The 21,882-nt window shown below is 69.7% G+C and carries 21 protein-coding genes and 1 pseudogene; 7 read left to right on the forward strand and 15 right to left on the reverse strand.

Annotated elements, in window-relative coordinates; translation table 11 throughout:
- The first annotated feature begins 107 nt into the window (after nt 1-107).
- Nucleotides 108-1,142, forward strand: a complete 1,035-nt coding sequence (locus LFM09_RS37180) for a LacI family DNA-binding transcriptional regulator (RefSeq protein WP_414101290.1) — start codon at nt 108-110, stop codon at nt 1,140-1,142.
- Here LFM09_RS37180 and LFM09_RS37185 read toward each other — a convergent pair.
- The 10 genes from LFM09_RS37185 to LFM09_RS37230 form a co-directional block, all read right to left on the reverse strand.
- Nucleotides 1,123-1,893, reverse strand: a complete 771-nt coding sequence (locus LFM09_RS37185; protein ID WP_414101291.1) for an alpha/beta hydrolase — start codon at nt 1,891-1,893, stop codon at nt 1,123-1,125. The two genes, LFM09_RS37180 and LFM09_RS37185, sit on opposite strands and share 20 nt — an antisense overlap.
- 17 nt (nt 1,894-1,910) lie before the next feature.
- On the reverse strand, nt 1,911-2,336 hold the full coding sequence (locus LFM09_RS37190) for a hypothetical protein (protein ID WP_414101292.1): 426 nt from the start codon (nt 2,334-2,336) through the stop codon (nt 1,911-1,913).
- 203 nt (nt 2,337-2,539) lie between these two features.
- Entirely contained in the window at nt 2,540-3,349 is an 810-nt protein-coding gene (locus tag LFM09_RS37195) for a glycoside hydrolase family 9 protein (protein ID WP_414101293.1), read from the reverse strand.
- Complete coding sequence (locus LFM09_RS37200) at nt 3,340-4,317, reverse strand: cellulase N-terminal Ig-like domain-containing protein (protein ID WP_414101294.1); 978 nt, start codon at nt 4,315-4,317, stop codon at nt 3,340-3,342. Before LFM09_RS37200 ends, LFM09_RS37195 begins: the two co-directional genes overlap by 10 nt.
- A 45-nt stretch (nt 4,318-4,362) precedes the next feature.
- A complete protein-coding gene (locus LFM09_RS37205; RefSeq protein WP_414101295.1) occupies nt 4,363-5,115 on the reverse strand; it encodes a dienelactone hydrolase family protein in 753 nt (250 codons plus the stop codon).
- 23 nt (nt 5,116-5,138) lie between these two features.
- Entirely contained in the window at nt 5,139-6,107 is a 969-nt protein-coding gene (locus LFM09_RS37210) for a PP2C family serine/threonine-protein phosphatase (protein WP_414101296.1), read from the reverse strand.
- Complete coding sequence (locus LFM09_RS37215) at nt 6,107-8,248, reverse strand: tetratricopeptide repeat protein (protein ID WP_414101297.1); 2,142 nt, start codon at nt 8,246-8,248, stop codon at nt 6,107-6,109. The genes LFM09_RS37210 and LFM09_RS37215 overlap by 1 nt, the downstream gene beginning before the upstream one ends.
- A gap of 13 nt (nt 8,249-8,261) precedes the next feature.
- Entirely contained in the window at nt 8,262-9,218 is a 957-nt protein-coding gene (locus tag LFM09_RS37220) for a transporter substrate-binding domain-containing protein (RefSeq protein WP_414101298.1), read from the reverse strand.
- Nucleotides 9,215-10,456 (reverse strand): hypothetical protein, encoded by a 1,242-nt coding sequence (locus LFM09_RS37225; protein WP_414101299.1) that lies wholly within the window; start codon nt 10,454-10,456, stop codon nt 9,215-9,217. Before LFM09_RS37225 ends, LFM09_RS37220 begins: the two co-directional genes overlap by 4 nt.
- A 114-nt stretch (nt 10,457-10,570) precedes the next feature.
- Nucleotides 10,571-11,332, reverse strand: a complete 762-nt coding sequence (locus tag LFM09_RS37230; RefSeq protein ID WP_414101300.1) for a TetR/AcrR family transcriptional regulator — start codon at nt 11,330-11,332, stop codon at nt 10,571-10,573.
- A 35-nt stretch (nt 11,333-11,367) separates the two neighbouring features.
- Between LFM09_RS37230 and LFM09_RS37235 the strand changes: the two genes are divergently transcribed.
- The 3 genes from LFM09_RS37235 to LFM09_RS37245 all read left to right on the forward strand — a co-directional run bounded on the left by LFM09_RS37235 (nt 11,368) and on the right by LFM09_RS37245 (nt 15,356).
- Nucleotides 11,368-13,683, forward strand: a complete 2,316-nt coding sequence (locus LFM09_RS37235) for a DEAD/DEAH box helicase (RefSeq protein ID WP_414101301.1) — start codon at nt 11,368-11,370, stop codon at nt 13,681-13,683.
- Nucleotides 13,683-14,441 (forward strand): SWIM zinc finger family protein, encoded by a 759-nt coding sequence (locus LFM09_RS37240; protein WP_414101302.1) that lies wholly within the window; start codon nt 13,683-13,685, stop codon nt 14,439-14,441. The genes LFM09_RS37235 and LFM09_RS37240 overlap by 1 nt, the downstream gene beginning before the upstream one ends.
- 144 nt (nt 14,442-14,585) lie before the next feature.
- On the forward strand, nt 14,586-15,356 hold the full coding sequence (locus LFM09_RS37245; RefSeq protein WP_414101326.1) for a DUF3626 domain-containing protein: 771 nt from the start codon (nt 14,586-14,588) through the stop codon (nt 15,354-15,356).
- Here the strand turns inward: LFM09_RS37245 and LFM09_RS37250 are convergent.
- Nucleotides 15,310-16,410, reverse strand: a complete 1,101-nt coding sequence (locus LFM09_RS37250) for a glycosyl hydrolase family 28-related protein (RefSeq protein ID WP_414101303.1) — start codon at nt 16,408-16,410, stop codon at nt 15,310-15,312. The two genes, LFM09_RS37245 and LFM09_RS37250, sit on opposite strands and share 47 nt — an antisense overlap.
- Nucleotides 16,411-16,507: 97 nt before the next feature.
- Entirely contained in the window at nt 16,508-17,998 is a 1,491-nt protein-coding gene (locus LFM09_RS37255) for an ArnT family glycosyltransferase (protein WP_414101304.1), read from the reverse strand.
- A 30-nt stretch (nt 17,999-18,028) separates the two neighbouring features.
- On the opposite strand from LFM09_RS37255, the gene LFM09_RS37260 reads away from it, so the two are divergent.
- Entirely contained in the window at nt 18,029-18,763 is a 735-nt protein-coding gene (locus LFM09_RS37260; protein ID WP_414101305.1) for an AAA family ATPase, read from the forward strand.
- Nucleotides 18,764-18,799: 36 nt separating this feature from the next.
- Here the strand turns inward: LFM09_RS37260 and LFM09_RS37265 are convergent, their stop codons facing one another.
- Complete coding sequence (locus LFM09_RS37265; protein ID WP_414101306.1) at nt 18,800-19,768, reverse strand: helix-turn-helix transcriptional regulator; 969 nt, start codon at nt 19,766-19,768, stop codon at nt 18,800-18,802.
- 48 nt (nt 19,769-19,816) lie between these two features.
- Between LFM09_RS37265 and LFM09_RS37270 the strand changes: the two genes are divergently transcribed.
- Both LFM09_RS37270 and LFM09_RS37275 read left to right on the forward strand, forming a co-directional pair.
- Complete coding sequence (locus LFM09_RS37270) at nt 19,817-20,293, forward strand: hypothetical protein (protein ID WP_414101307.1); 477 nt, start codon at nt 19,817-19,819, stop codon at nt 20,291-20,293.
- A gap of 80 nt (nt 20,294-20,373) precedes the next feature.
- A complete protein-coding gene (locus LFM09_RS37275; RefSeq protein WP_414101308.1) occupies nt 20,374-20,877 on the forward strand; it encodes a DUF2087 domain-containing protein in 504 nt (167 codons plus the stop codon).
- A gap of 69 nt (nt 20,878-20,946) precedes the next feature.
- Here LFM09_RS37275 and LFM09_RS37280 read toward each other — a convergent pair.
- A pseudogene (locus tag LFM09_RS37280) lies at nt 20,947-21,078 on the reverse strand (3-oxoacyl-ACP reductase); the annotation flags it as partial.
- A gap of 13 nt (nt 21,079-21,091) precedes the next feature.
- Nucleotides 21,092-21,823 carry an SDR family oxidoreductase gene (locus LFM09_RS37285; protein ID WP_414101309.1) on the reverse strand — a complete coding sequence of 244 codons (732 nt, stop codon included), beginning with the start codon at nt 21,821-21,823 and terminating at the stop codon, nt 21,092-21,094.
- Nucleotides 21,824-21,882 lie beyond the last annotated feature (59 nt).

A 21,882-nucleotide genomic window follows, 5' to 3' on the forward strand; every position in this document is an offset into this window, starting at 1 on the left:
CGATTACGTTTCAAGAGGGGATTCCCTTACGTCATCGTTGACGCTAGCTTTCGCGGAGAAGAAGCGACAAGCAGCCGTTACGCAAGCGTTACCCGAGGTGTGCGGACATGGATCAAGCAGGCGAAAGACGCGAACCCACGATGCGCGACGTCGCGGCGCTCGCGAAGGTCAGCACCAAGACCGTCTCCCGCGTCATCAACGACCTGCCCGGCGCCGGCGCCGAGGTCGTCGAACGCGTCCGCGCCGCCGCCCGCACCCTGGGCTACCGCCCCAACCTCACCGCGAGCAGCCTGCGCCGCTCCGACAAGCGCAGCGCCACCATCGGCGTGCTGTTCGAGGACCTGTCCAACCCGTTCGACTCCGCCCTGCTGCGCGCCGTCGAGGACCGCGCCCGCCACAGCGGCGTGCTCGTGCTCGCCGGCAGCAGCGAGGACGACCAGTCCCTGCAACGCGAACTGCTCGTCTCGCTGTCCGCGCGCCGCGTCGACGGCGTCGTCGTCATGGCCGCCGGAGGCCACCAGGACGCACTGCAGCAGGAACGCGAACGCGGCACCCCGATGGTGCTCGTCGACCGGCCACCCACGTTCGGCAGCACCGACTGCGTCACCACCACCAACCGCGAGAGCTCCCGCGAAGCCGTCCTGCAGCTCGCCTCGCTCGGCCACCGCGACATCGCGTTCCTCGGCGACCGCCGCACCCTGTGGACCAGCCAGGAGCGCTACACCGGCTACCTCGAAGGCCTCGCCCAGGCAGGACTCACCCTGCGCGAAGAACTCGTGCGCACCGACCTGCACGGCGCCGACCTCGCCGAGACCGCCGCCACCGAGCTGCTCGATCTCGCCTCGCCGCCCACGGCGCTGTTCACCGCGCAGAACCTCGTCACCGTCGGCGCCATGCGCGTGCTGCGCGCCCGCGACCTGCACCACCACACCGCGCTCATCGGGTTCGACGACTTCCCGCTCGCCGACATGCTCGAACCCGCCGTCACCGTCGTGCGCCAGGACGTGCCGGGCCTGGGCCGCAAAGCCGCCGAGCTGATCTTCGCCCGCATCGGCGGCGACACCTCACCACCCGTGCACGCCGTCGTCCCCGCCTCACTCGTGCGCCGCGGCTCCGGCGAGATCAGCCCCGCACGGACATGACCGCGTCGATCACCTGCGGCCCCGACAGCAGCACCTCGTCGTTGTGGTCGGCACCGGCCACCTCGACCAGCCGCGCCCGCGCCGCCGTCGCCACCTCACGGCTCTGCGCGGGCGGCACGACCGAGTCCGACGTCCCCAGCACCACGACCGTCGGAACGTCCAAAGCGGACACCCGCTCGACCACGGGATACTTGTCCAGCAACAACATCTTCACCGGCAGCCACGGGTAGTGGTGCGACCCGGCCGCCGCCAGCGACGCGAACGGCGACCGCAGCACCATGCCCTCCGGCGCCCGATACCCCGCCAGCTCCACCGCCACGGCCGCGCCCAGCGACTCACCGAAGTAGATGACCGGGCCGTCGATCAGGTCCAACGCCGCCCGCGCGTCCATCGCCAGGCCCTCCTCCGAGGGCTTGCCGGGGTTGTCGCCGTAACCGCGATAGTCGAACAACAACACCGACAACCCACGCTCCGTGAGCTCCCGTGCGAGAGGCACGCGCCCCAGCCGGTTACCGCCGTTGCCCGGGAACACCACCACCGTCGCGGGCGCGTCGAACACCTCGAAGTGCCAGCCGTCCAGCAGCAGGCTGTCCGCCGTCACCAGGCGGACATCACGCCCACCAGGCAGAACCTCCTCCGCGGACGGCAACGGACCGGGGGAGGGGAAGTAGACCAGCTTGCGCTGAAAGGCGAAGACCACGGCGACGATGGTGACAACCACCGCCACCGCGATCAACACCGGCCTCCACATGGCCCCAATGATGCAGGTCAGCAGCGCTTGTCGGTGAACTCCTGATAGCCGTAGCTCGGGTCGCCCACCAGGTCGACCAGCGTGCCCGACGCACGCGTGCACACCGTCAGCGTGTTCGTGCCCTTCGACCACACCTCCTGCTTGTTGCGCACCCGCACGCCACCCGCCGGGTTCGCGCCGTCCGGGTAGATCGACGCCTGCACCTCGAACGAACGGCCGGGCTTGATGAACGAGTCCCACACCCACACGTAGGCCCAGTTCTTCCCACAGCCCTTGAACTGCTTGACCGACGCCGCGATCGTGTTCACACCGGTCTCGATGTACGCGGTCGAACCGATCTGCGTCATCCGCTCGGAACACCCGGGCGGGTTGGCCGCCTGAGCCACGGACGGCAGCCCCACCAGCGCGAACGCGGCCACCGCCGCGACAGCTACAAATCTCACGGGACTGACGCTGCCCCGCCCCAGTTAGCCGGTGGTAAATCGGCGCGGCAGCAGCAACGCCGCGACCGCCGTCGGCACGATGCTGCTGTCGCACGAGGGGCTGACCCTGAACCGGGCCCAGGGCCAGCGCCTCGTCATCTACCTCACCACGCCGGGCACACCGGACCACGACGCCATGACGTTGCTCGACCTCGCGGCAGGCGTCAGCCGGCAGCCACCGCGTACAGGAACCACGTCGAGTGCGGGATCCACTGCTCCAGCCACCGCCAGTCCGTGTTCGGGCCCGACGACGCCACTCCCGGATCCCACTCGATCCCACGACCGTCCGCCGCACGGCCGGTGATCCCGTTGACGATCCCGCCCGCCGCCCGGATCCACCGCCACGAACCGGGCTTGGTCACGTCCGGGTACTCCAGGTAGATCGGCGCCGTCCGGCCGCTGCCCTCCAGCATGCACACGTCGAACGGGTTGCAGCCCACGATCCAGTTCAGCTGGTCCGCCGCGTACGACCGCAACCGGGCACCGAACGCCGCGTCGAACTTCGGCGCGGCCAACCGGGCGGCAGCGGCAAGGGAAGCGAGCCGGGCGTTCTCGCCCTGCCACCACGTGCCCGCCGCGTCGTGCGGGAAGAAGAACCCGTCGAACCGCTCACCCGCCGCCGTCTGCACCACCTGCCGGGCGTACCCGAACGGGTTCGGCACCGCCGAAGTGATCGACAGCTCGAACTCCAACGACCGCCGCACCGCCGCGAGAACGGAGTCCCCGGCGATCGACGAGTACGCCAGCAACGCCACCACCGGCATGCCCGCGTCCGACGGGTGGAAGTACGGCCGATCCTTGTCATCGGCCCGGAAGTGCCCACGCGGCAACAGACGGGCCACCAACGCCGCCGCACGACGATCAGCCTCGGCCCGGTACTCGGCCTTCGAGGTGGCCTTGAACAACTCCACGGCCGCGAGCAGCGCGTTGTAGTCGTCCTGGATGTTCTCCTTGCCGTCGTTGGTCAACCGCACGTTGTTGACCTGCAGGAACGAGACGCAGCCTCGGCCGCCGCCAGATAACGCGACCGCGGGAACTCCCCGTCGACCGTGCCCCGCGCCGCCCGCGCCAGCGCCGCGATCGCGACACCACAACCCTCGCGGTAGTTCAGCGGGCCGCGACGCAGGAACCGCTTGGCCGGGTCGATGCCGATGTCGTCCTCCTGCGGCTGCCGCACCGACCCGTAGAACGACCCACCGGGCATCTGCACCCGCACCAGGTAGTCCGCCCCGTACACGGCCTCGTCGTGCAGCAGCTCCCGCAGGTGCCGGAAGTCGGGGTTCGCGCGTCGCGTGAGCTCGTCGTAGGACGTCCACAGCACGTACGCGGTCAACGGCAGCTGCAGCGTGTTGCAGAACGAATAGCGCGACAGCTGCGTGAAGTGCTTCGACCAGTCCGCCGCCGCGTCGTACCAACCGCCGTGCGCGTCCACCCGCACCGACGGATCCGGCTCGTACGGCAGCGAGCGGTCCGCCCGGTCGTACTCGCCGAACGACCGCGAATCCTTGAAGAACCGCACCACGTGCGGCAACGTCCGCCGCTCCAGCACGAGCGGCTCGACGATGAACGACCGCGACACCCCGCCGTCCGTCGACAGCACGAATTCACCGGAACGTGTGAAGTTCGAGAAGTCTGCGACCGAGTAGAACGACGGCACCGCGGGGAACTGGTTCGCCTTCCAGTCCGCCACCGGCCCGACCTGCTTGGCCGTGCCGCGGTGCACGACGGCACCCGTCCCGTGCTCGCGAAGTTCGAACCGGTGCGCGCCCGGCGTGGTGCAGGCGATCACCGCCCGTTTCGGCCCGCCGGCCTCGTACCCGATGTTGTTCGTCAGCACCCAGGTCAGCTCACCTGGAGCGGCCGAAGCCGTCCCCGGTGCCAAGCCAGATGCCGCCAGAGCCCCAGCCGTGCCCAGCAGGAAATCGCGCCTACCAGTGCCCATCCCGTACGCCTCCAAAGCATTACGGAGGGCGGCGGCACGATCACTCTATGGCTGCAGTGCGCGTGAGAACAGGTCCAGCAGCGCGACCCAGTGGCGTTCGGCGGCCTCGGCGTCGTACGCGGCCGTGTCGGACTGGGTGTAGCCGTGGTGCGCACCCTCGTAGACCTCGCAGCGGTGCGTCACGCCTGCCGAGTCGAGGGCCTTCTCCAGACGATCGATCTGCTCAGCGGGCATCGCGGCGTCCTGGTCGGCGTGCGCGAAGTACAGCTCGGCCGTCACGCGGTCGGCCAGCAGGTGCGGGCTGTCGTCGGCGTCGGAGGCCAGGTTCGCGCCGTGGAAACCCGCCGCGGCCGCCACCCGGTCCGGGTAGGTGCCCGCCGTGCGCAACGCCAGGCCCGCGCCCATGCAGTAGCCGGTGATGCCCACCGGGCCATCCGCGACCAGCGGCGAGTCGGCCAGAAACCGCAGGTAGGCCGACGCGTCGCGCATCAGGGCGTCCGGCTTCAACGACCGCAGCATCGGCATGATCTGCTCGAAGAGCCCAGGCCGCGCCGCCGGGTCGATGTAGTCGGGCAGCTCGACCACCGGCGCACGACCGGCCCGGTAGAAGACGTTGGGAACCAGCACGACGTAACCCGCAGCGGCCAGACGGTCGGCCATCGCGCACAGATGCGGGCGCAGGCCGAAGGCGTCCATGTAGAACAGGACCGCCGGGAACGGGCCGTCGCCGTCGGGATGCGCCAGATAGGCGTCCGCGGTGCCGTCCTCGGTGATCACGTCCACGGTCGAGCCGGGCATGTGCGGATCCTCTCGAAATGTGGCTACTGTGCCGGCGCGAACGGCACCAGCACCACGGTGATGTTGTCGTGACCGCCCGCTTCCAGGGCGACCTTCACGAACTCCTCGGGCCCGCACGGCAGCAACGGCTGCAGGTCCTCGGGCTGAGGGCGGTAGTTGTGCAGCCCGTCCGAGCACAGCAGGAACATCCCCGGAGTGGTCGGCTGCAGCGTCACGACCTGCGGAACCACCTGCCCCGCGTCGGCGCCGATCCAGCGCGACAGCACGTGCGCCCGGCGGTCCGTGCGCGCCTGCTCCTCGGTCAGCACACCCTCCGCGACGAGCTGCGCGGCCCACGTGTCGTCGGTCGTGAGCTGCTTGGAGTCCTCGTCCGCCAGCCAGTACGCCCGCGAGTCGCCGACCCAGCCGACCGTCACCGACGTCTCCGTGACCAGCACCGACACGAACGTGCACGACGGCGCGACACCCCGGCCACCCGCCTCGACCGGCTCGGCCTCGACGAGCTGCTCCACCGACAGGCACGACGCGGCGACGGCGTCGATCATCGCCTGCTCCGGGTCCGCGGTGTCGATCAACGCGTTCAGCAGGACGTCGACCGCGGCGTCGGCAGCGGCCTGCGAGGCCTGCTCGGCGCGCTCAGAAGACGCCACCCCGTCGCAGACGACCGCGGCGACACCCTTGCCCGCGACGTGCCCGAACGCCATCGAGTCCTCGTTGCGCGCGCGTCGCTTGCCCCGGTCCGAGACTCCGGACACCGCGCCGAGCGTGTACTCCACCCGGTCGCGCGCCGACGGCTGGTGCCGGCCGCACTGGGTGCAGTAGTCCTCGTCATCGATGTCGGGCGAGCCGCACAGGATGCACGACGCCTGCGCGGGACCGGTCGGCCCGCCCAGCGGCGTGCGGCGGACCAGCAGGTTGCGCCCGCACGCCTCGCAGAACCGGTCTTCCGGCGCTACGGGCGCGAAGCACTCCGGGCACTTCAGGGTGTCCATCAAACCAACGTCCTAGGCCTTACCGCGTTCGCGCGGTCCACCAATGCGATCCGTTCCTCCGGCGTGGCCGCGAACCGGGCCAGCGTGCGATAGCGCGCCTCTAGACCCAGCCGAAGCTCGTGTTCGGAGAGTGCACAGTCCAGCACCCTGCCCTCAGCGGCCTGATTGCGGGTCACGTAGTCGTACGCCGCCTCCAGCACCTCCGCCGACAGCTGGGTGTGCGAATGCACGTCGATGTCCAAGGCGTGCAACCGTTCCCCGGCCGCGACGAGGTCCTCCGCGCCGCAGTCGCCGAGCTGCGCGCGGACCGCCGCGATCTGCGCCGCCAGATGTTGTGAGGAAGTGTCCGGAACGGACAGCAGTACGTCGACCGCTCGCGCACGGTCGCCGCACGCGAGCAGCACCCGCGCCAGCCCGAACGCCGCCGACACGTACGCGTGGTCCGTGCGCCACACGAGCTCGTACCAGCCCGCCGCCGCCTTCAGATCACCCGTGGCCTCCGCGCACACGCCCAGCGCGAGCTTCGGCGCCGCCTCACCGGGCACCGCCGAGCAGACCGCGTCGAAGAACCTCAGCGCGTCCTCCGCGCGTTTGTCGGTCAGCGCGGCGAGCCCGCGGTACCAGTCCGGCCGCCAGTCCTCGGGGTCCAGTTCGGACTCGTCGAACAGCGACGGGCCCGTCAGCGCCTCCAGCTCCCGCAGCGCCGCCTCGGTGTCCCCGGACTCGATCAGCACGCGCACGATCCGGAACCTCACCTCCACGGTGAACTCCGGCGCCTTCCGTAGTCCCGCCGGATCCGAGGTCGTCGCCGTCGCCAGCCAGGAGGCGGCCGCGTCCGAGGTGTTCACGGTCGGCGCGGGCAACGCCAGCGCCACCTCGGCCAGGTCCAGCGCGCCCTCCACGCCGAACCGGCGCCGTTCCGGCGTGAACTGCCTCGACGGGCCTGGCCGCTGCACGCCGTCCTCGATCGCCAGCACCTCGCGCAGCACGCCCGTGAGCTGGTCCGCCATGTCCTCCGCTGAGGAGAACCGCAGCTCGGGGTTCGGGTTCGTGGCGCGCAGCAGCAGCCGGTGGAACGACTCGAACCGGCCCAGCAGCGGTTCCTCGTCGATCGTCGGCAACCGGTCCTTGCACCGGCCGCGGAAGTCGAACGGGAAGCTCATCACCGCCAACGCCCGCCCGACCGTGTAGATGTCGGAGAAGATCGACGGCCCGATCGTGCCGATCTCCGGCGCCTGGTACCCGATCGTGCCGTAGATGGGGGAGTGGTGGTCGTCGATGCGCCGCACCGCGCCCAGGTCGATCAGCTTGAGCTGCTCCTCGGTGTGGATCATGTTGTCCGGCTTGAAGTCGCAGTACAGCAACCCCACACCGTGCAGGTACCCGACCGCCGGAAGGATCTCCAGCACGTAGGCGATGGCCTGCGCCAACGGCAGCGCCTCGTCACCGCGGCCCTCCCGGCGCCGGTGCGTGATCATGTCCTTGATCGACTCGCCGCCGACGTACTCCATCACGATGTACTCGACGAGCTTGCCGGTCTCGCGGTCCTCGTGACGGATGAAGTTGTGGATCTTCACGATGTTCGGGTGCTCGACCTCGGCGAGGAACCGGCGTTCGGCCAATGCCGCCGCCATCGCGTCCGCGTCACCCGAGTCGAGCAGGCCCTTGAGCACCACCCACCGGTCACTCACCGCGTGGTCGAGCGCCAGGTAGAGCCAGCCGAGGCCGCCGTGCGCGAGGCACCCCAGCACCTCGTACTGGTCGTGCAGCACCTCACCCGGCGCGAGCTTCGGCGTGAACGAGTACGCGTGGCCGCACTGCGGGCAGAACCCCTCCACGCGTCCAGGCTTGCCGTCTTTGCGCCGACCGACCTTCTTGGTGCACTTCGAGCAGAACCGCTTCGCCTCGGGGACCTCGGGGTTCTCCAGCACCGCGGTCTTCGGATCGCGGTAGGGCACCCGCGGCACCTCGACCAGGCCCGCTCCCAGCCGGCCGCGGCTCATCGACCGCGCACTGCCCCGGCGGGTGCGGCCGGAGTTCGACCGCGACAACCCTTGCGAGCCCTCCTGCGACACCGACCAGGGTGCGGTCCCCGGCGCCGTCGACGGCCCGGTCGCGGGCAGATCCAGGTCCTCACTCATCTCGCGACCCTCCCTAGTCCCGATAACGAGCGACGGGCGGCGCTGGTGCCGGGCCCAGCGTGTTCAGCCAGCGCCCGTAGATGGCGCGCCACGTGCCGTTGACGCGCATCTGCTCCAGCACGCCGTTGACGAACCGGACCAGGTCCACCTGACCCTTCGGGATACCCACCCCGTAGGGCTCCTCGGTGAACCGCGACCCGACCACCTCGGTGTACGGGTCCTGCGCCGCCAGCCCCGCCAGGATCGTGTCGTCGGTGGAGATCGCGTCCGTCTGGCCCTGCTGCAGCATCACCAGGCAGTCCGTCCAGTTCGGCACGCTGATCGTCGTCTTCACCCGCTTGATGACGTTGTTGAGCGACGTCGACCCCGCCGCCACGCACACCCGCTTCTCCGCCAGGCTCTCGACGCCGGTGATGCCGGAGTTGCGACGCACCAGCACCCGCTGCCCGGCCTGGTAGTAGACGCTGGAGAAGTCGACCTGCTCGAGGCGGTCGCACGTGATCGTCATGGTCCGCACGACCAGGTCGACCTCGCCGCGCTGCAGCATCGGAATCCGCTCGGCCGACGTGACGACCTTGAACTGCACCTTCTTCTCGTCGCCGAACAGCGCCTTGGCGATCTGGCGGGCCACGTCGACGTCGAAACCCTCGATCTCGCCGGTGAACGAGTTGCGGAACCCCATCAGGTACGAGTTCTGGTCCACCCCGGCGATCAACCGGCCGCGCTGCTGGATCCGTTCCATGGTCGACCCGGCCGGCATCTGGCCCGCCGGCGGCAGCGCACCCGGCCGCAGGCTCGCCGTCGCGTCGCACGACGGCGCGGGCCCCGCTGTACTGCTCGGCGCCGCCGTGACGGTGCTGGCGTTCGCGGGCTGCGGCGTCGGTGCGCTGCGGGGGACGACCTCGCTCGGCGCCGGACCTGCCGAGCAGGCCGACACCAGCATGATGACGACCAGCGTCAGGCGCCTCATCGGTACTCCTTGAGCCGCTGCCACAACCCCATCGTCGACCCGGCCGCGCTGATCACCGCGAGCACCAGCACCCCCACCACCGTGCCCGCGAGCGCCGCCCGCGCCACCGCCACCTCGTCGCTGAAGTCCTGCCGCGCCTCGCCGATCGCCCGGACCAGGTCCTGGTCCAGCGAGTCGAAGTACGGGTTGTTGATCAGCGCCACGGCGTCGTTGTACTGGCCGGCGTCATCGGCCTCGCGGATGCGTTGATGCACCTGCTGCCACTGCCGGAAGTGCCGCATCGCCTGGTCGACCGCCTCGGTGCGCTCCAGCTGTTGCGCCTGGTCCAGCTGGCCTTCCAGCCTTTCGGACACCTCGACGAAGTTCTTCTCGTACGCCTGGCCCGCGCCGCGCGCGACCAGCGTCAACGTCTCCTCGCCGCGTGCGGTCAGGGTCGCGATCCGGGCCTGTGCGAGCACGTCGACCTTCTCCGACGCCGTGCGGGAGTCCGCGACGTCGCGCATCACGAGGACCGACACCGTGGTCACCCACAGCAGCGACAGCACCGCCGCCCCGGTCGCCACCAGCAGTCCGACGTTGAGCAGCCGGTTCGTCTTGCGGGTCAGGTACCGCTGCACCAGGACCAGCGCGATCACGAACGCCAGCAACACCAGCACCGAACCCCACGGGAAGTCCGCCTCGTCCTGCGCGCGGGCCACCCGGTCCGTCTCCGCCCGGTACAGCTCCTGCGCGGCCGGCAGCAGCTGCGTGCGCATCAACCCCGACGCTTCCCTGAGGTACGCCGCGCCCACCGGGAAGCCCTGCCGGTTGTTCGTGCGCGCCGTTTCGATCAAGCCCGTGTAGACCGGCAGTTGCGCGGCCAGCGTCGCGGTCAGGTCGGGGGAGGAGGCCGTCGCCACCGACAGCGCCGCCTGGGCCTGCGCGATGTCCGCCTCGTAGCGTTCCCGCAGCTGAACGGGCTCCAGCCCACCCGACAGGAACGCGCTCGCGGCCGTCGCGTCCGCGTCCTGCAACGCCCGGTAGACCTCCTGCGCCGCGTGCGCGAGGGGCTCGGACCGCGTCGACAGGTCCTCCAGCGCCGTCGCCTGCCGGTTGACGCTCCACGTCGTGAACGCCCCGCTGACCAGGCTCGCCAGCACCAGCACGACGATGATCAGGCTCAACCGCCCGGGAGTCGACCGCGCGAGACCGGTGACGCGGCGCACCAGCGCCTGCCGGGGCTGCGAGTCGATCACCACGAGCGGGCCTCCCAGTGGCTGTTGATCTCACCACGAACGCGTGGCGTAACTGTAGGCACCCGAAGGACACCGCGTGGGAATTAACGACGCATCCCAGCCGGTGTCACCCACCTGTTAACGAGCGCGTGACGCGATCAGCCGATTGACGCCGTCCAGGATCATCTCCAGACCGAACTCGAACGAGTGCTCCGGGCTGAACGCGCTCTGGTGCGCCTCGCCCACGGCGCCCCCGACCCGTGCGGCGACGGGGTAGCGCGCCGGGTCGAACACGGTCATCAGGAACGGCGCCGCCGCGTCCCACCACTGCTGGTCGGTCAGCCCGGTCTCCTGCTCGGTCAGTGCCGCCGCGGTCAGGCCGCGCGCCGAGTTCTGCACGTGCCCGAGCACGAGGTTGAGCACCGAGTCCATCTCCACGTCCGAGAGCCCGACGCCCTCCAGGCCGCGCAGCTCGAAGTCGTACTTCGCCGCCACCTGCGGACCCAGCACCGTGCGCGACGGCGCCACCTGCAGCAACCACGGATGCGCGCGGTACAGCGCCAGGTTCTCCCGCGCCACGTACTTGAGGTGCTCGCGCCAGCCGTCGGCCGGGGCACGTCCGGTCGCGGATTGCACGGTGTCGACCATTACGTCGATCAGCTCGCCCTTGCCCGGTACATAGGTGTAGAGCGACATCGTCCCCACGCCCAGCGACTCGGCCACGCGGCGCATCGACAACGCCTTCAGGCCGTCCGCGTCGGCCAGCGCGATGCCGGCCTGCACGATGCGGTCCACGCTCAGGTCCGGCTTGCCCTTGCGGCTCGCGCGCTCCTGCGTCCGCCACAGCAACGCCAGGGTGCGTGCCGGGTCACCGCTGCCCGTGTGTTCGATCACGAACATGACCTTACCGTACCGTATGGTGTACGGTACATAGTATGTTCGTGCCTGCGGACCCGCCCCGCCTTGGCCAGTTCAACGGAAAACCCCTGATCGAAGCCCTGCCAGAAGCGCTCGAAGACCCCGGTTACTGGGGAGTGGCCACCGCGACGGCGTTGAGCCTGATCGCGCGCGGCCGGATCGTGCCCGGCGTGACGGCCGGTGGCCACGACACGTGGCGGATCGGTCCGCTCGACCACGCCGACGAACTGCACCTGCGGCAGCTCGCGGCGCACGGTGACTACGACTCGTTGCGCGAGTTCCTCGATGCCGTCGCGGACGTCCTGCCGCGTACGGGAGAAGGTGCCTTCGCCGGCCCCGAACCTCGCCAGGTTCCGGAGCTGAAGGCCTGGGCCGACGAGCAGATCAAGCTCTCGCTGCGCATCGAAACGACCGATGACCTGCGGTTCCGTGCAATCGTGCAGGTCCGTGGCATCACCGACCCCTACCCGCGCGACGTCCGCGGGTCCGGCCGTGAGCTCGACGCCATCAAGGCGATCGGCCGCGCCACCTGGCCGCCGCTGGCACGCCTGCTCGACCAGGCCGAGCTGACCGACGGCGAGGTCGCCGAGCTCCTCGACACCGACATCGAGGTCCACTGGCCCAAGAACCTCACCACGTCGTTGTCCGCCCGAGCCGTCATCGGCGAACCGAGCGGTCAGTTCAAGGCCGACGACCTGCTGACGTTCAACTGGCAGCTGGCGCTCGGCGCCGAGGAGCTCACCGACGCCGAGATGGATCTGATCGCCGAGGCCAGCCGGCCCGTCGTGCGGTTGCGCGACCAGTGGGTGCTCGTCGACCCGAAGCTCAAGAAGAAGGCCCGTCAGCAGCTCACCCCGATCACCGCGGTCCAGGCCGTGACCGCGGCGTTGACCGGCACCGCGATCGTCGACGGCGAACAGGTCCCCGTCGCCCCGCACAGCCTCGCCACGGCCATCGCCACGATCCCGGAGTTCCCGCAGCCCGCCGCACTGAAGGCCCACCTGCGCGACTACCAGCTCCACGGCCTGCGCTGGCTCGCGCACATGCTCGACCTGGGCCTGGGCGCCTGCCTCGCCGACGACATGGGCCTCGGCAAGACCATCACGCTCATCGCCCTCCACCTGCACCGAAGGCAGGAGCCGACGCTGGTCGTCTGCCCGGCCTCACTGCTCGGCAACTGGGAACGCGAGATCCACCGCTTCGCCCCCGGCACGCCGGTCACCCGCTACCACGGTCCACAACGGACGCTCGCTCACGAAGGCGTCGTCCTCACCACCTACGGCACCATGCGCCTGGACGCGGCGGCCCTGCGCGAGCACGCGTGGGGCATGGTCGTCGCCGACGAGGCCCAGCACGTCAAGAACCCGCACTCCGGCACCGCCAAAGCACTCCGCTCGATCCCGGCCGGCGCCCGCGTCGCGTTGTCCGGCACGCCCGTGGAGAACTCGCTGTCGGAGCTGTGGTCCATCCTGGACTGGACGACTCCGGGCCTGCTCGGCACGCACCGCGCGTTCCGGACCCGCTGGCCGGAGCCCGACGACACCCTCGCCAAGGTCGTGCGGCCGTTCCTGCTGCGCCGCCGCAAGTCCGACCCCGGAGTCGCGCCCGAGCTGCCCGCGAAGACCGAGACCGACCTGCCCGTCTCGCTCACCACCGAGCAGGCGGCGTTGTACGAAGCCCTGACCAGGGAGACCCTCGAACAGATCGCATCGAGTGACGGCATGGCCCGGCGAGGCCTGGTCCTGAAGCTGCTGACCGGCCTCAAGCAGATCTGCAACCACCCGTCGCACTACCTCGGCCACTCCTCGCTGCAGGGCACCTCCGGCAAGCTCGACCTGCTCGACGAACTGCTCGACACGATCGTCGCCGAGGACGGCTCGGTGCTGATCTTCACCCAGTACGTCGGCATGGCCCGCCTGCTCGAACAGCACATCAAGCAGCCCACCCGGTTCCTGCACGGCGGCACCCCGGTGCCCCAGCGCGAGCAGATGGTCGACGACTTCCAGCAGGGCCGCGCCCCGGTCTTCCTGCTGTCGCTGAAAGCCGCCGGTACCGGCCTCAACCTCACCCGCGCCGACCACGTGATCCACTTCGACCGCTGGTGGAACCCCGCGGTCGAGGACCAGGCCACCGACCGCGCCTACCGCATCGGCCAGACCAGGCCCGTCCAGGTGCACAAGCTCGTCACCGAAGGCACCATCGAGGAACGCATCGCCGCTCTGTTGCAGGACAAACGCGACCTCGCCGACGCCGTCCTGCACGGGGGAGAGTCCGCGTTCACCGAGCTCACCGACGCCGAACTGGCCGAACTCGTCCAGCTGAGGAGCGCCTGATGACCGCACGCGGATTCGCCGCGTTCCCCAAGGTGAAACGCCGCGTCGCCACCACCTGGTGGGGCAAGGCCTGGGTGCAGGCCCTGGAAGACACCGCCCTCGACAACGCCATGGTCAAGCTCGGCCGCCGCTACGCCCACGCCGGCGTCGTCGGCCCGATCACCGTCAGCCCCGGCCTCCTGCACGCCCAGGTCCACGACGACGACACCGTCTACAGCACCACGGTCAGCGTGCCGGTGCTGTCGGAAGTCCAATGGGGACGGTTCCTCGACCGCGTCGCCGAACAGGCCGGGCACATCGCCGCCTTGCTGGACAACGACATGCCGCGCGATCTCGTCGCAGCCGCTGAAGAGTCCGGTGTGGACCTGCTGCCCGGCATCGGCGACCTCGAACCCGACTGCGACTGCGAGGGCTGGGAGCTGCCGTGCCGGCACGCGGCGGCGCTGGCGTTCCAGGTCGGGTGGCTGCTCGACGCCGATCCGTTCGTGTTGCTGCTGCTGAAGGGCAAGCCGGAGCAGGAGCTGCTCGACGCGCTGCGGCAGCGGGTCGCCGGGCCGGTCGGGACCAGAACACCTGTGGTGGTTTCGGAGGAACCCGCTGGTCAACTGCCTGCGAAGCCGGGACTTCCGGCCACCACACCTGTGGTGCTGGCGGTCGAGCCGCCGCCGGGGTTCGAGGCCGGGGAACTCACGGCGTTGATGGAAATCGCGGCGAAGAGGGCGCGGTCCTTGCTGAGGTCGGGCAGGCTCGACGGCTGATCGTGGCGAAGGGGCCGCGCGTTGCCGCGATCGGCACGCTCGACGGGTGATCGCGGTAAATCGGGCGCGTTCGTGGCCGGGGTGCGAGATCCTCGACGCGTGATCGCCTTCGACCACGTCGCCGCCCTCTCCGCCGGTGGCCCGATGCCCCGTGATCTCCGCGTCACGCTCAACTTCCACCCCGGCAACGGCGTTCTCGCCAGCCTCGCGCGGGACGGCGTCTACCGCTCGCAGTTCGAGACCGGCACCAGCAACGGCGGCCTCACCGCCCACCCCGGCGGCGCCCGCTGGGACTGGGAGTCCCGGCTCTTCGGCGGCGCCTACGACAACGCGGACCCCGCCGACCGGCCCAAGTACGGCGCCCTCAACCACCGCCGAAGCCCCTACGGCGGCGCACCGAGGTTCGGCTCGGCCAACCTGCGCCTGACCGAAGCCGTCCTCGACCGCACCACGTTCTGCTACCCCGACAGCGTCTTCGACCCCGTCGACTTCGGCACCGCCCAGCGGATGTCCCTGATCGAGCTCGCCGACGCCGACGACCAAGACCTCCTCGACAACTACATCGAGGCCCACGTCCACGGCCCGGTCACGCTGCACGACGTCGAAGCCCTCGTGCTGGACCCGAGCTTCCGCGGCACCGAGGTCGAGGCGGTAGCCGAGACCCTGCCCTGTCGGGTCGAATGGCATCCCGGCTTCCGACTGTCCACTGAGGAACTCAAGAACAACGCCGGTTACCGCACCCCCGAGTCTGTCGCACTGGGATTCGAGATCGCCGAAGACGGAACAATCACCCCGAAGATCCTGCAGAACGCCGAAGCGGTGCCACAGGTGACCAAGTACCTGTGGCACCACCTCGCGCGGTTCGGGGTCAGCTGTCCTGGATCTCGTGGATCTGCAGGTTCTGCGCCCCGTTGAGCTTCAGCGCGATCCCCAGGTAGTCCCGGCCGGAGCGGGCCATCCAGATCCAGCCCCGGTAGGTGTTGCCGGGGTCGTTGATGTGCACCTGGTGCCTGGTCCAGTTCAGCCGGGCGTCGAAGCCGTTGAACTCCTCGACGTCGAGCAGGTCGATCCGGAACCGGTCGCCCTCGGTCGCGCCGATCGGGCCCTGCTCCCAGTCGACCTGGGAGATCAGGATCGGGCAGCACTCCACCGTGACCAGACCGAAGCGGGAGGTGTGCAGGACCTTGCCCAGCGGTGCCAGCGCCACCTTGCAGGCGAAGATCAGCACGCTGGACGCGTCCGTGTGCTCGCTGAAGATCAGGCCGGTGTGGAAACCGCAGATGTGCACGTCACGCAGGTAGATCACGGCGTTGTTGCCGCCGCCGGGCAGCATGATGCCGGTCGACCACTTGTGCGTAGGCTCGACGATCGCGGGCAGCGGGTCCGGTGTGCTGATGCGGATGCCCTGCAGGCGGACCTGCGGTGCCCAGAACAGGTTCATGCCGGACACGGTCGGGTTCGACGGCACCTGGATCGCGAGGTTGGTGACGGCCACCGCGACCCGGTTGAAGCCGCCCCACTCGTTGCCCTTCGGTGACGCGATCACCGCGGGCGCCATGCCCTCGGCGTGGCCGCTCCAGGTGGTCGTGACGGTCGACTTCAGCATCGTGCCCGCCGGTGCCTGCGGGCCGTCGTAGATGAACTGCAGGCCGGTCTGGATGCCCGCGCCGGCCAGTTCGAGCGTGATCATCGGCCCGGACGTGCGCAACGGGATCATCAGCTGGCCGGCCGTGTTGGGCGAACCCGGCACCGGCCGCCGCGGCTGCGAGTTCAGCCGGTACGTCCTGGCCTCGAACTCCACACGGGCGTAGCCGGCACCCGACGACGCGTGGTTGTACGCGGCGTCGATCGCCCGTTGGATGGCGGCGGTGTCATCGGCCTGACCGTCACCCACGGCGCCGTAGTCGCCCACCTTGAACACGTGCGGGCCACCGACTGAGGCGTGAGCAGCGGGAACGGCCGCGGCCATCACCCCAACACCGCCTACAGCAGCACCGGCCCGAAGAAATGCACGACGAGTTGCAGTTGAGTTATCCCCCATAAACCACAGTTTATAGCCAGGCGGCTCACCGGCGGAAGAGGGTGATCGAGTGCCCGACGTCACCGATCCGCGTGCTGGTGGCCATCAACGCCCGCAGCCGGTCGTCGGCCTTGGCGATCGCGGAGTTCGACACCACGAGCAGCCCGCGCACCTGGTCCGGCGGCACCGACAGCGGATCTGAAGCGTTGATGCCGTAGTAGGACGGCACGCCCGCTCCTTTGTAGACGAGCCACACGTGCTCGTCGCGCAGCCGTTCCCCCAGCAGCCCCAGGTCCTGGCCCCAGTCGACGTTCGAGTCGTGCAACCGCAGATAGGTCTGCGAAGGCCCGCCGAAAGCCTCGTTCGAGTACGGCAGGTAGTACGGGAACGTCCGCCACGAGCCGACCGCGACGAACACGACCAGCAGCACCGTCACCCACCACCGGCGCGACGCGACCACGGCTCCCGCGGCGACCGCCAGGAACATCGGCACGAAGATCACGTACCGCACCCCGAGATCACGGGACCCGGTCATCGCCACGGCCAGCAGCACGACCGTGGGAAGCAACAGGTAGGCGGCCGCCACGCGGTGACGAGCCAGGAGCACGGCCGCACCGGCCAGCCACAGCACCAAGGCGCCCAACGGTGTCTTCACCAGCAGCACGGCCGGTAGGTAGTACCAGCGCGAACCGGAGTAGTGCGTGCCGAACAGGTAGCCGCCCCACACCCGGTCCTCGAAGCCGAACTGCACGTGCATCCCGTCGCGGTACGGCGCCGGCAACGGCAGCCAGTCCGCCAACGCCCGCCACCCGTGCACCACCGGCACGGCAGGCGACTGCAACCGCGGATCGATCACCAGGTAGGAGATCCACACGACCGCGATCGCGATCAACGCCGCAGCACCGATCCGCGCGAACGCCTTCCTGCCGCACAACAGCGCGAGGAAGACCATCACCGGGACAGCGGCCAGCGCGCTCATCTTGGTCGCCAGCGCCGCACCGAACGCGAGGCCGGCGAGCGGCAGGTAGACCTGATGTCGCTCCCGCGCCCGCCACAACAACCACACCGTGGTCAGCAGGAACCCCGCGACCGGCACGTCCAATGTGGCCAACGACCCGTGCGCGATCACGTTGGGGGAGAACACGTACAGCGCGAGGGCCACCAACCCGCCGACACGACCGAACAGATCAGCGGCGAACAGGAACACGACCAGCCCGAACAGCAGCGTCAGCACGATCACCGGTAGCCGGGCCAGGAACAGCAGCCGCCCCGGCGAGTTGCCTGCCTCGTACAGCACGTGCCTGCCCAGCGCCGTCTGGTCGCCGGAGAACGCCGGGTCGATCCGCACGTCCGCGAACGCCAGCCCGGCAGCCATGATCAGCTTGCCCAGTGGCGGATGCTCCGGGTTGAACCGCAGGCTGTGCTGATCGAGGTACACCGCGGCCGTGCCGACGTAGACCGGCTCGTCGATGGTCGGCGTCTGCCGCACCGCGGTCGTGACCATCGCGACCGCCATCTGAGCGAGCAGTACCGTCACAAGCAGCCACAACAACCGTCTGGAGATCACGTGCTCGCGCTTCGCGCCTTCATCCCCGAGGAGAAGCTGCCCCGCAGGACGCAATGGCCGCTCGATGTGCCGTGTGTCGCGCAGCTGGCTCACGAAGGCATGACGTTCGAGCGACCGGTCACGTTCATCGTCGGCGAGAACGGGTCCGGCAAGTCGACGCTCGTGGAGGCGTTCGCCGAGGCCTGGGGCCTGGACGGGCAGGGCGGGCGCGCTGGGCGCAAGTACGTCAACGACCGGCCCAAGACCGCGCTCGGCGAGATGGTCCAGTTCGAGACCACGCCCGCCGGTACGAGGCAGCGGACCGGCAGCCGGTCGAACCGCAAGGGGTACTTCCTGCGCGCCGAGACCGCGTTCGGGTTCATGAACTTCGTCAGCGGCATGCGCGGCTACTGGGACGAGGACACCGCCACGATGAGCCACGGCGAGGGGTTCCTCACCGTGTTCGGCGCCATGTTCCGCGAGCGCGGCTTCTACGTGATGGACGAGCCCGAGGCGGCGCTGTCCTTCCAGTCCTGCCTGCGGCTGGTCACCCTGATGTACGAGCTCGGGAGGTCCGGCGCACAGATCATCTGCGCGACGCACTCACCGATTCTCGCGTCCACACCGGACGCCGACATCATCGAAGTCGGTGACCACGGGTTCCGCCGCACCGAGTGGAAGGACCTCGCCGTCGTCGACCACTGGCGCCGGTACCTGAACAACCCCGAGGCCTACCTGCGGCACCTGCGTGACTGACCGCCCGGATCGACCGCCGGCGGCACCTTCCCGCGACTAGTCCGCGTAGATCGAGGCGAGCTGCCGCACCACCGACGTGACGTGCTCGCGCAGCTCGTCCGGCGCCAGCACCTCCACCTCGGCGCCCATCCGCAGCACCATCCCGCCCGCGTGCCCGATCGACTCGATCGGGATCGTCACCCGCACCCGTTCACCGTCGGGCACCGCGGACTCCTCGGCCGCCCGCGCCACCGCCGGCAACACGTGCGAGGCGAACGACTCCCACCCGCGCGCCGTCAACCGCAGCACCGCCTCACCGGTGAACTGCCGCGACTGGAAATCCTGCAGCGACTCCGCCCAGTGCGTCGCCAGGTCGAACCCCGCCGGCCGTTCGAAGGTCTCGTCCAGCACCGACGCCGCCTGGATCTGCGCCACCCGATAGGTCGAGATCCGCGTCGAGCCCAGCGCGACGAGGTACCAGCGCCCGGCCTTCAGCACGAGCCCCAACGGCCGCAACACCCGCGTGACGTCCTCCGGCGCCTGCCACCGCCGGTAGCTGACTTCGAGGAGCCGTTGCTGCCAGACCGCGTCCGCCACCAGCCCCAGGAACGGCGACCGCTCCGGATCGGAGTACCAGGCGGGCGCGTCCAGGTGGAACCGCTCCGTCATGCGTGTGGCCCGGTCACGCATCGACGACGGCAGCGCCGCCATCAGCTTGAGCTGCGCCGCCGACACCGCGTCCCCGAGCCCCAGCTCGGCTGCCGGGCCCGGCAGCCCGGCCAGGAACAGCGACTCCGCCTCCTGCTCGGTCAGCCCGGTCAAGCGCGTGCGGTAGCCGTCGATCAGCTGGTAGCCGCCGGCCGGCCCGGCGTCGCCGTAGAGGGGGACACCGGCCGCGTGCAGCGACTCCACGTCCCGGTAGATCGTGCGGACCGACACCTCCAGCTCGTCGGCCAGCGCCTGCGCGGTCATCCGCCCCTTGGTCTGCAACAGGAGCAGCAACGACACCAATCGGCTCGCACGCACGCGCACACACTGCCACAGGTTGTCAGTGATAGCTCATATGTTCGACCCATGGGTTTCTACGAGAAGCAGATGACGGTGAAGGAACCGCTGGTCATCGCGGGCAGGCACGTCAAGCGGTACGAGGTCGTCACGCCGGGCCTCGAGATCACCGACGGCATCCGCGAGGCCGCCTACGAGTTCCTGCCCAAGATCTACCCGGACTTCGCCGACCCGACCCCGCCCGCCACCGTCACGGTGCTGCACCGCAGCGCCGCGGGCATGTACCTCAACGCCTACAACTGGGTCTGGGACAACGTCCTGCACTGCCGCACCGCGGTGTCCGGCGACCAGCCGTTCCTCGGCTCCACCGACCCGGACCTCAGACACTTCAGCGTCATCCCGAAGGACCTCATCGGCTGCGTGTGGGAGCTACCGCCGTTGTCGCACGAACGCGACGCGTGGGTGCGGCACGTGCTGGAGCCCGACGTGCCCGACTTCGAGGCCTACCTCGGGGACACGATGGCCGAAGGGCTGGTCGGGCGATGAGAGACGACTGGCAGGGTGCGCCCTCACGTCAAGAGCAGGCACGCTGAAATTCCGTGGACGCGGCGGTTACGGTCGCAGACATGACCACTCCGGAGACTGTTGTGCGCGTGCTGGCCGAACCGACGAGGCTGCGGGCGTTCGCCGCCGTTGTGCTCGGCGCGGGAACTCTGGCCGACATCGCCGCCGCGTCCGGGCTGAAGGTCAAGGACGCGGGCATCGCGCTGCTGAAGCTCCGGGAGGCCGGGCTGGTCGAGGGGGACCCGGCCCGGCCGGCCGACCTCAAGCCGCTCGCGGCCACGCTCACCGAGTCGATGCCCGCCGACGGGCTCGCCCCGTTCGTGCGCGGCGACAAGCTGGTCTCGTTGCCGGTCGCGCACGAACGCCGCCGCAAGATCCTCGAGCACGTCGCGTCGAAGGCGTTCGTCCCGCAGACGTACTACGAGGAGACCGAGATCAACGAACGGCTCCAGGCGTGGTGCGACGGGGGAGAACTCGACCACGTGACCATCCGCCGCTACCTGGTGGACTTCGGTCTGCTGGAGCGCGGCGGTGGCCTCTACCAGGCTCAGCCCCTACCGATGTAGGGCGTTTGGCGCGAGAAGTACGTCAGGGCCGGCCACGGCGAGGACGTACTTCTCGCGCCAAAACCTGGGTCAGCCCCTGCCGATGAATGGCATGGCCGTGGCCATCACGGTCATGAACTGCACGTTCGCGTTGAGCGGCAGCTGAGCCTGGTACAGCACCGCGTCGGCCACGTGCTGCACGTCGAACGTCGGCTCCGGCTTCATCTCGAANGGGTCAGCCCCTGCCGATGAATGGCATGGCCGTGGCCATCACGGTCATGAACTGCACGTTCGCGTTGAGCGGCAGCTGAGCCTGGTACAGCACCGCGTCGGCCACGTGCTGCACGTCGAACGTCGGCTCCGGCTTCATCTCGAAGTTCGCCTGCAGCACGCCCTGGCTCATCCGCTCGGTCAACGCAGTCGCCGCGTTGCCGATGTCGATCTGCCCGCACGCGATGTTGTGCGCGCGGCCCTCCAGCGACAGCGACTTGGTCAGCCCGGTCATCGCGTGCTTGGTCGCGTTGTACGCCACCGCGTGCGGGCGCGGCACCGAGGCGGAGATCGAGCCGTTGTTGATGATCCGGCCGCCGCCGTGGGTCTTCATCACCTTGAACGCCTCGCGGGCGCACAGGAACGCACCGGTCAGGTTCACCCCGACGACCTTCTCCCACGCGCTGAGGCTGAACTCGTCGACCGGCGTGGCGCGGACGTTCGTGCCCGCGTTGTTGAACAACACGTCCACCCGGCCCCACTTCGCGACCACGGCCTCGAACAACGCGACGACCGAGTCCTCACGCGACACATCGGTTGGTACGACCAACGTGCTGTCGGCGAAACCCTCCGCGGTCTCGTGCAGCGCGTCCTCGCGCCGACCGGCCAGCGCCACCTGGAAACCCGCCGCCAGCAGGGTTCGCGCCGCCGCGCGCCCCACCCCGGAACCCGCTCCCGTCACGATCGTGACCGCCATCGGAGATCTCCCCTCGATCCAGTGATTGCTCTGAGTGTCCCGTGTGGAGTAATTACCTT

The sequence above is a fragment of the Lentzea alba genome, from assembly GCF_047445655.1.
Lineage (GTDB): Bacteria > Actinomycetota > Actinomycetes > Mycobacteriales > Pseudonocardiaceae > Lentzea > Lentzea alba_A.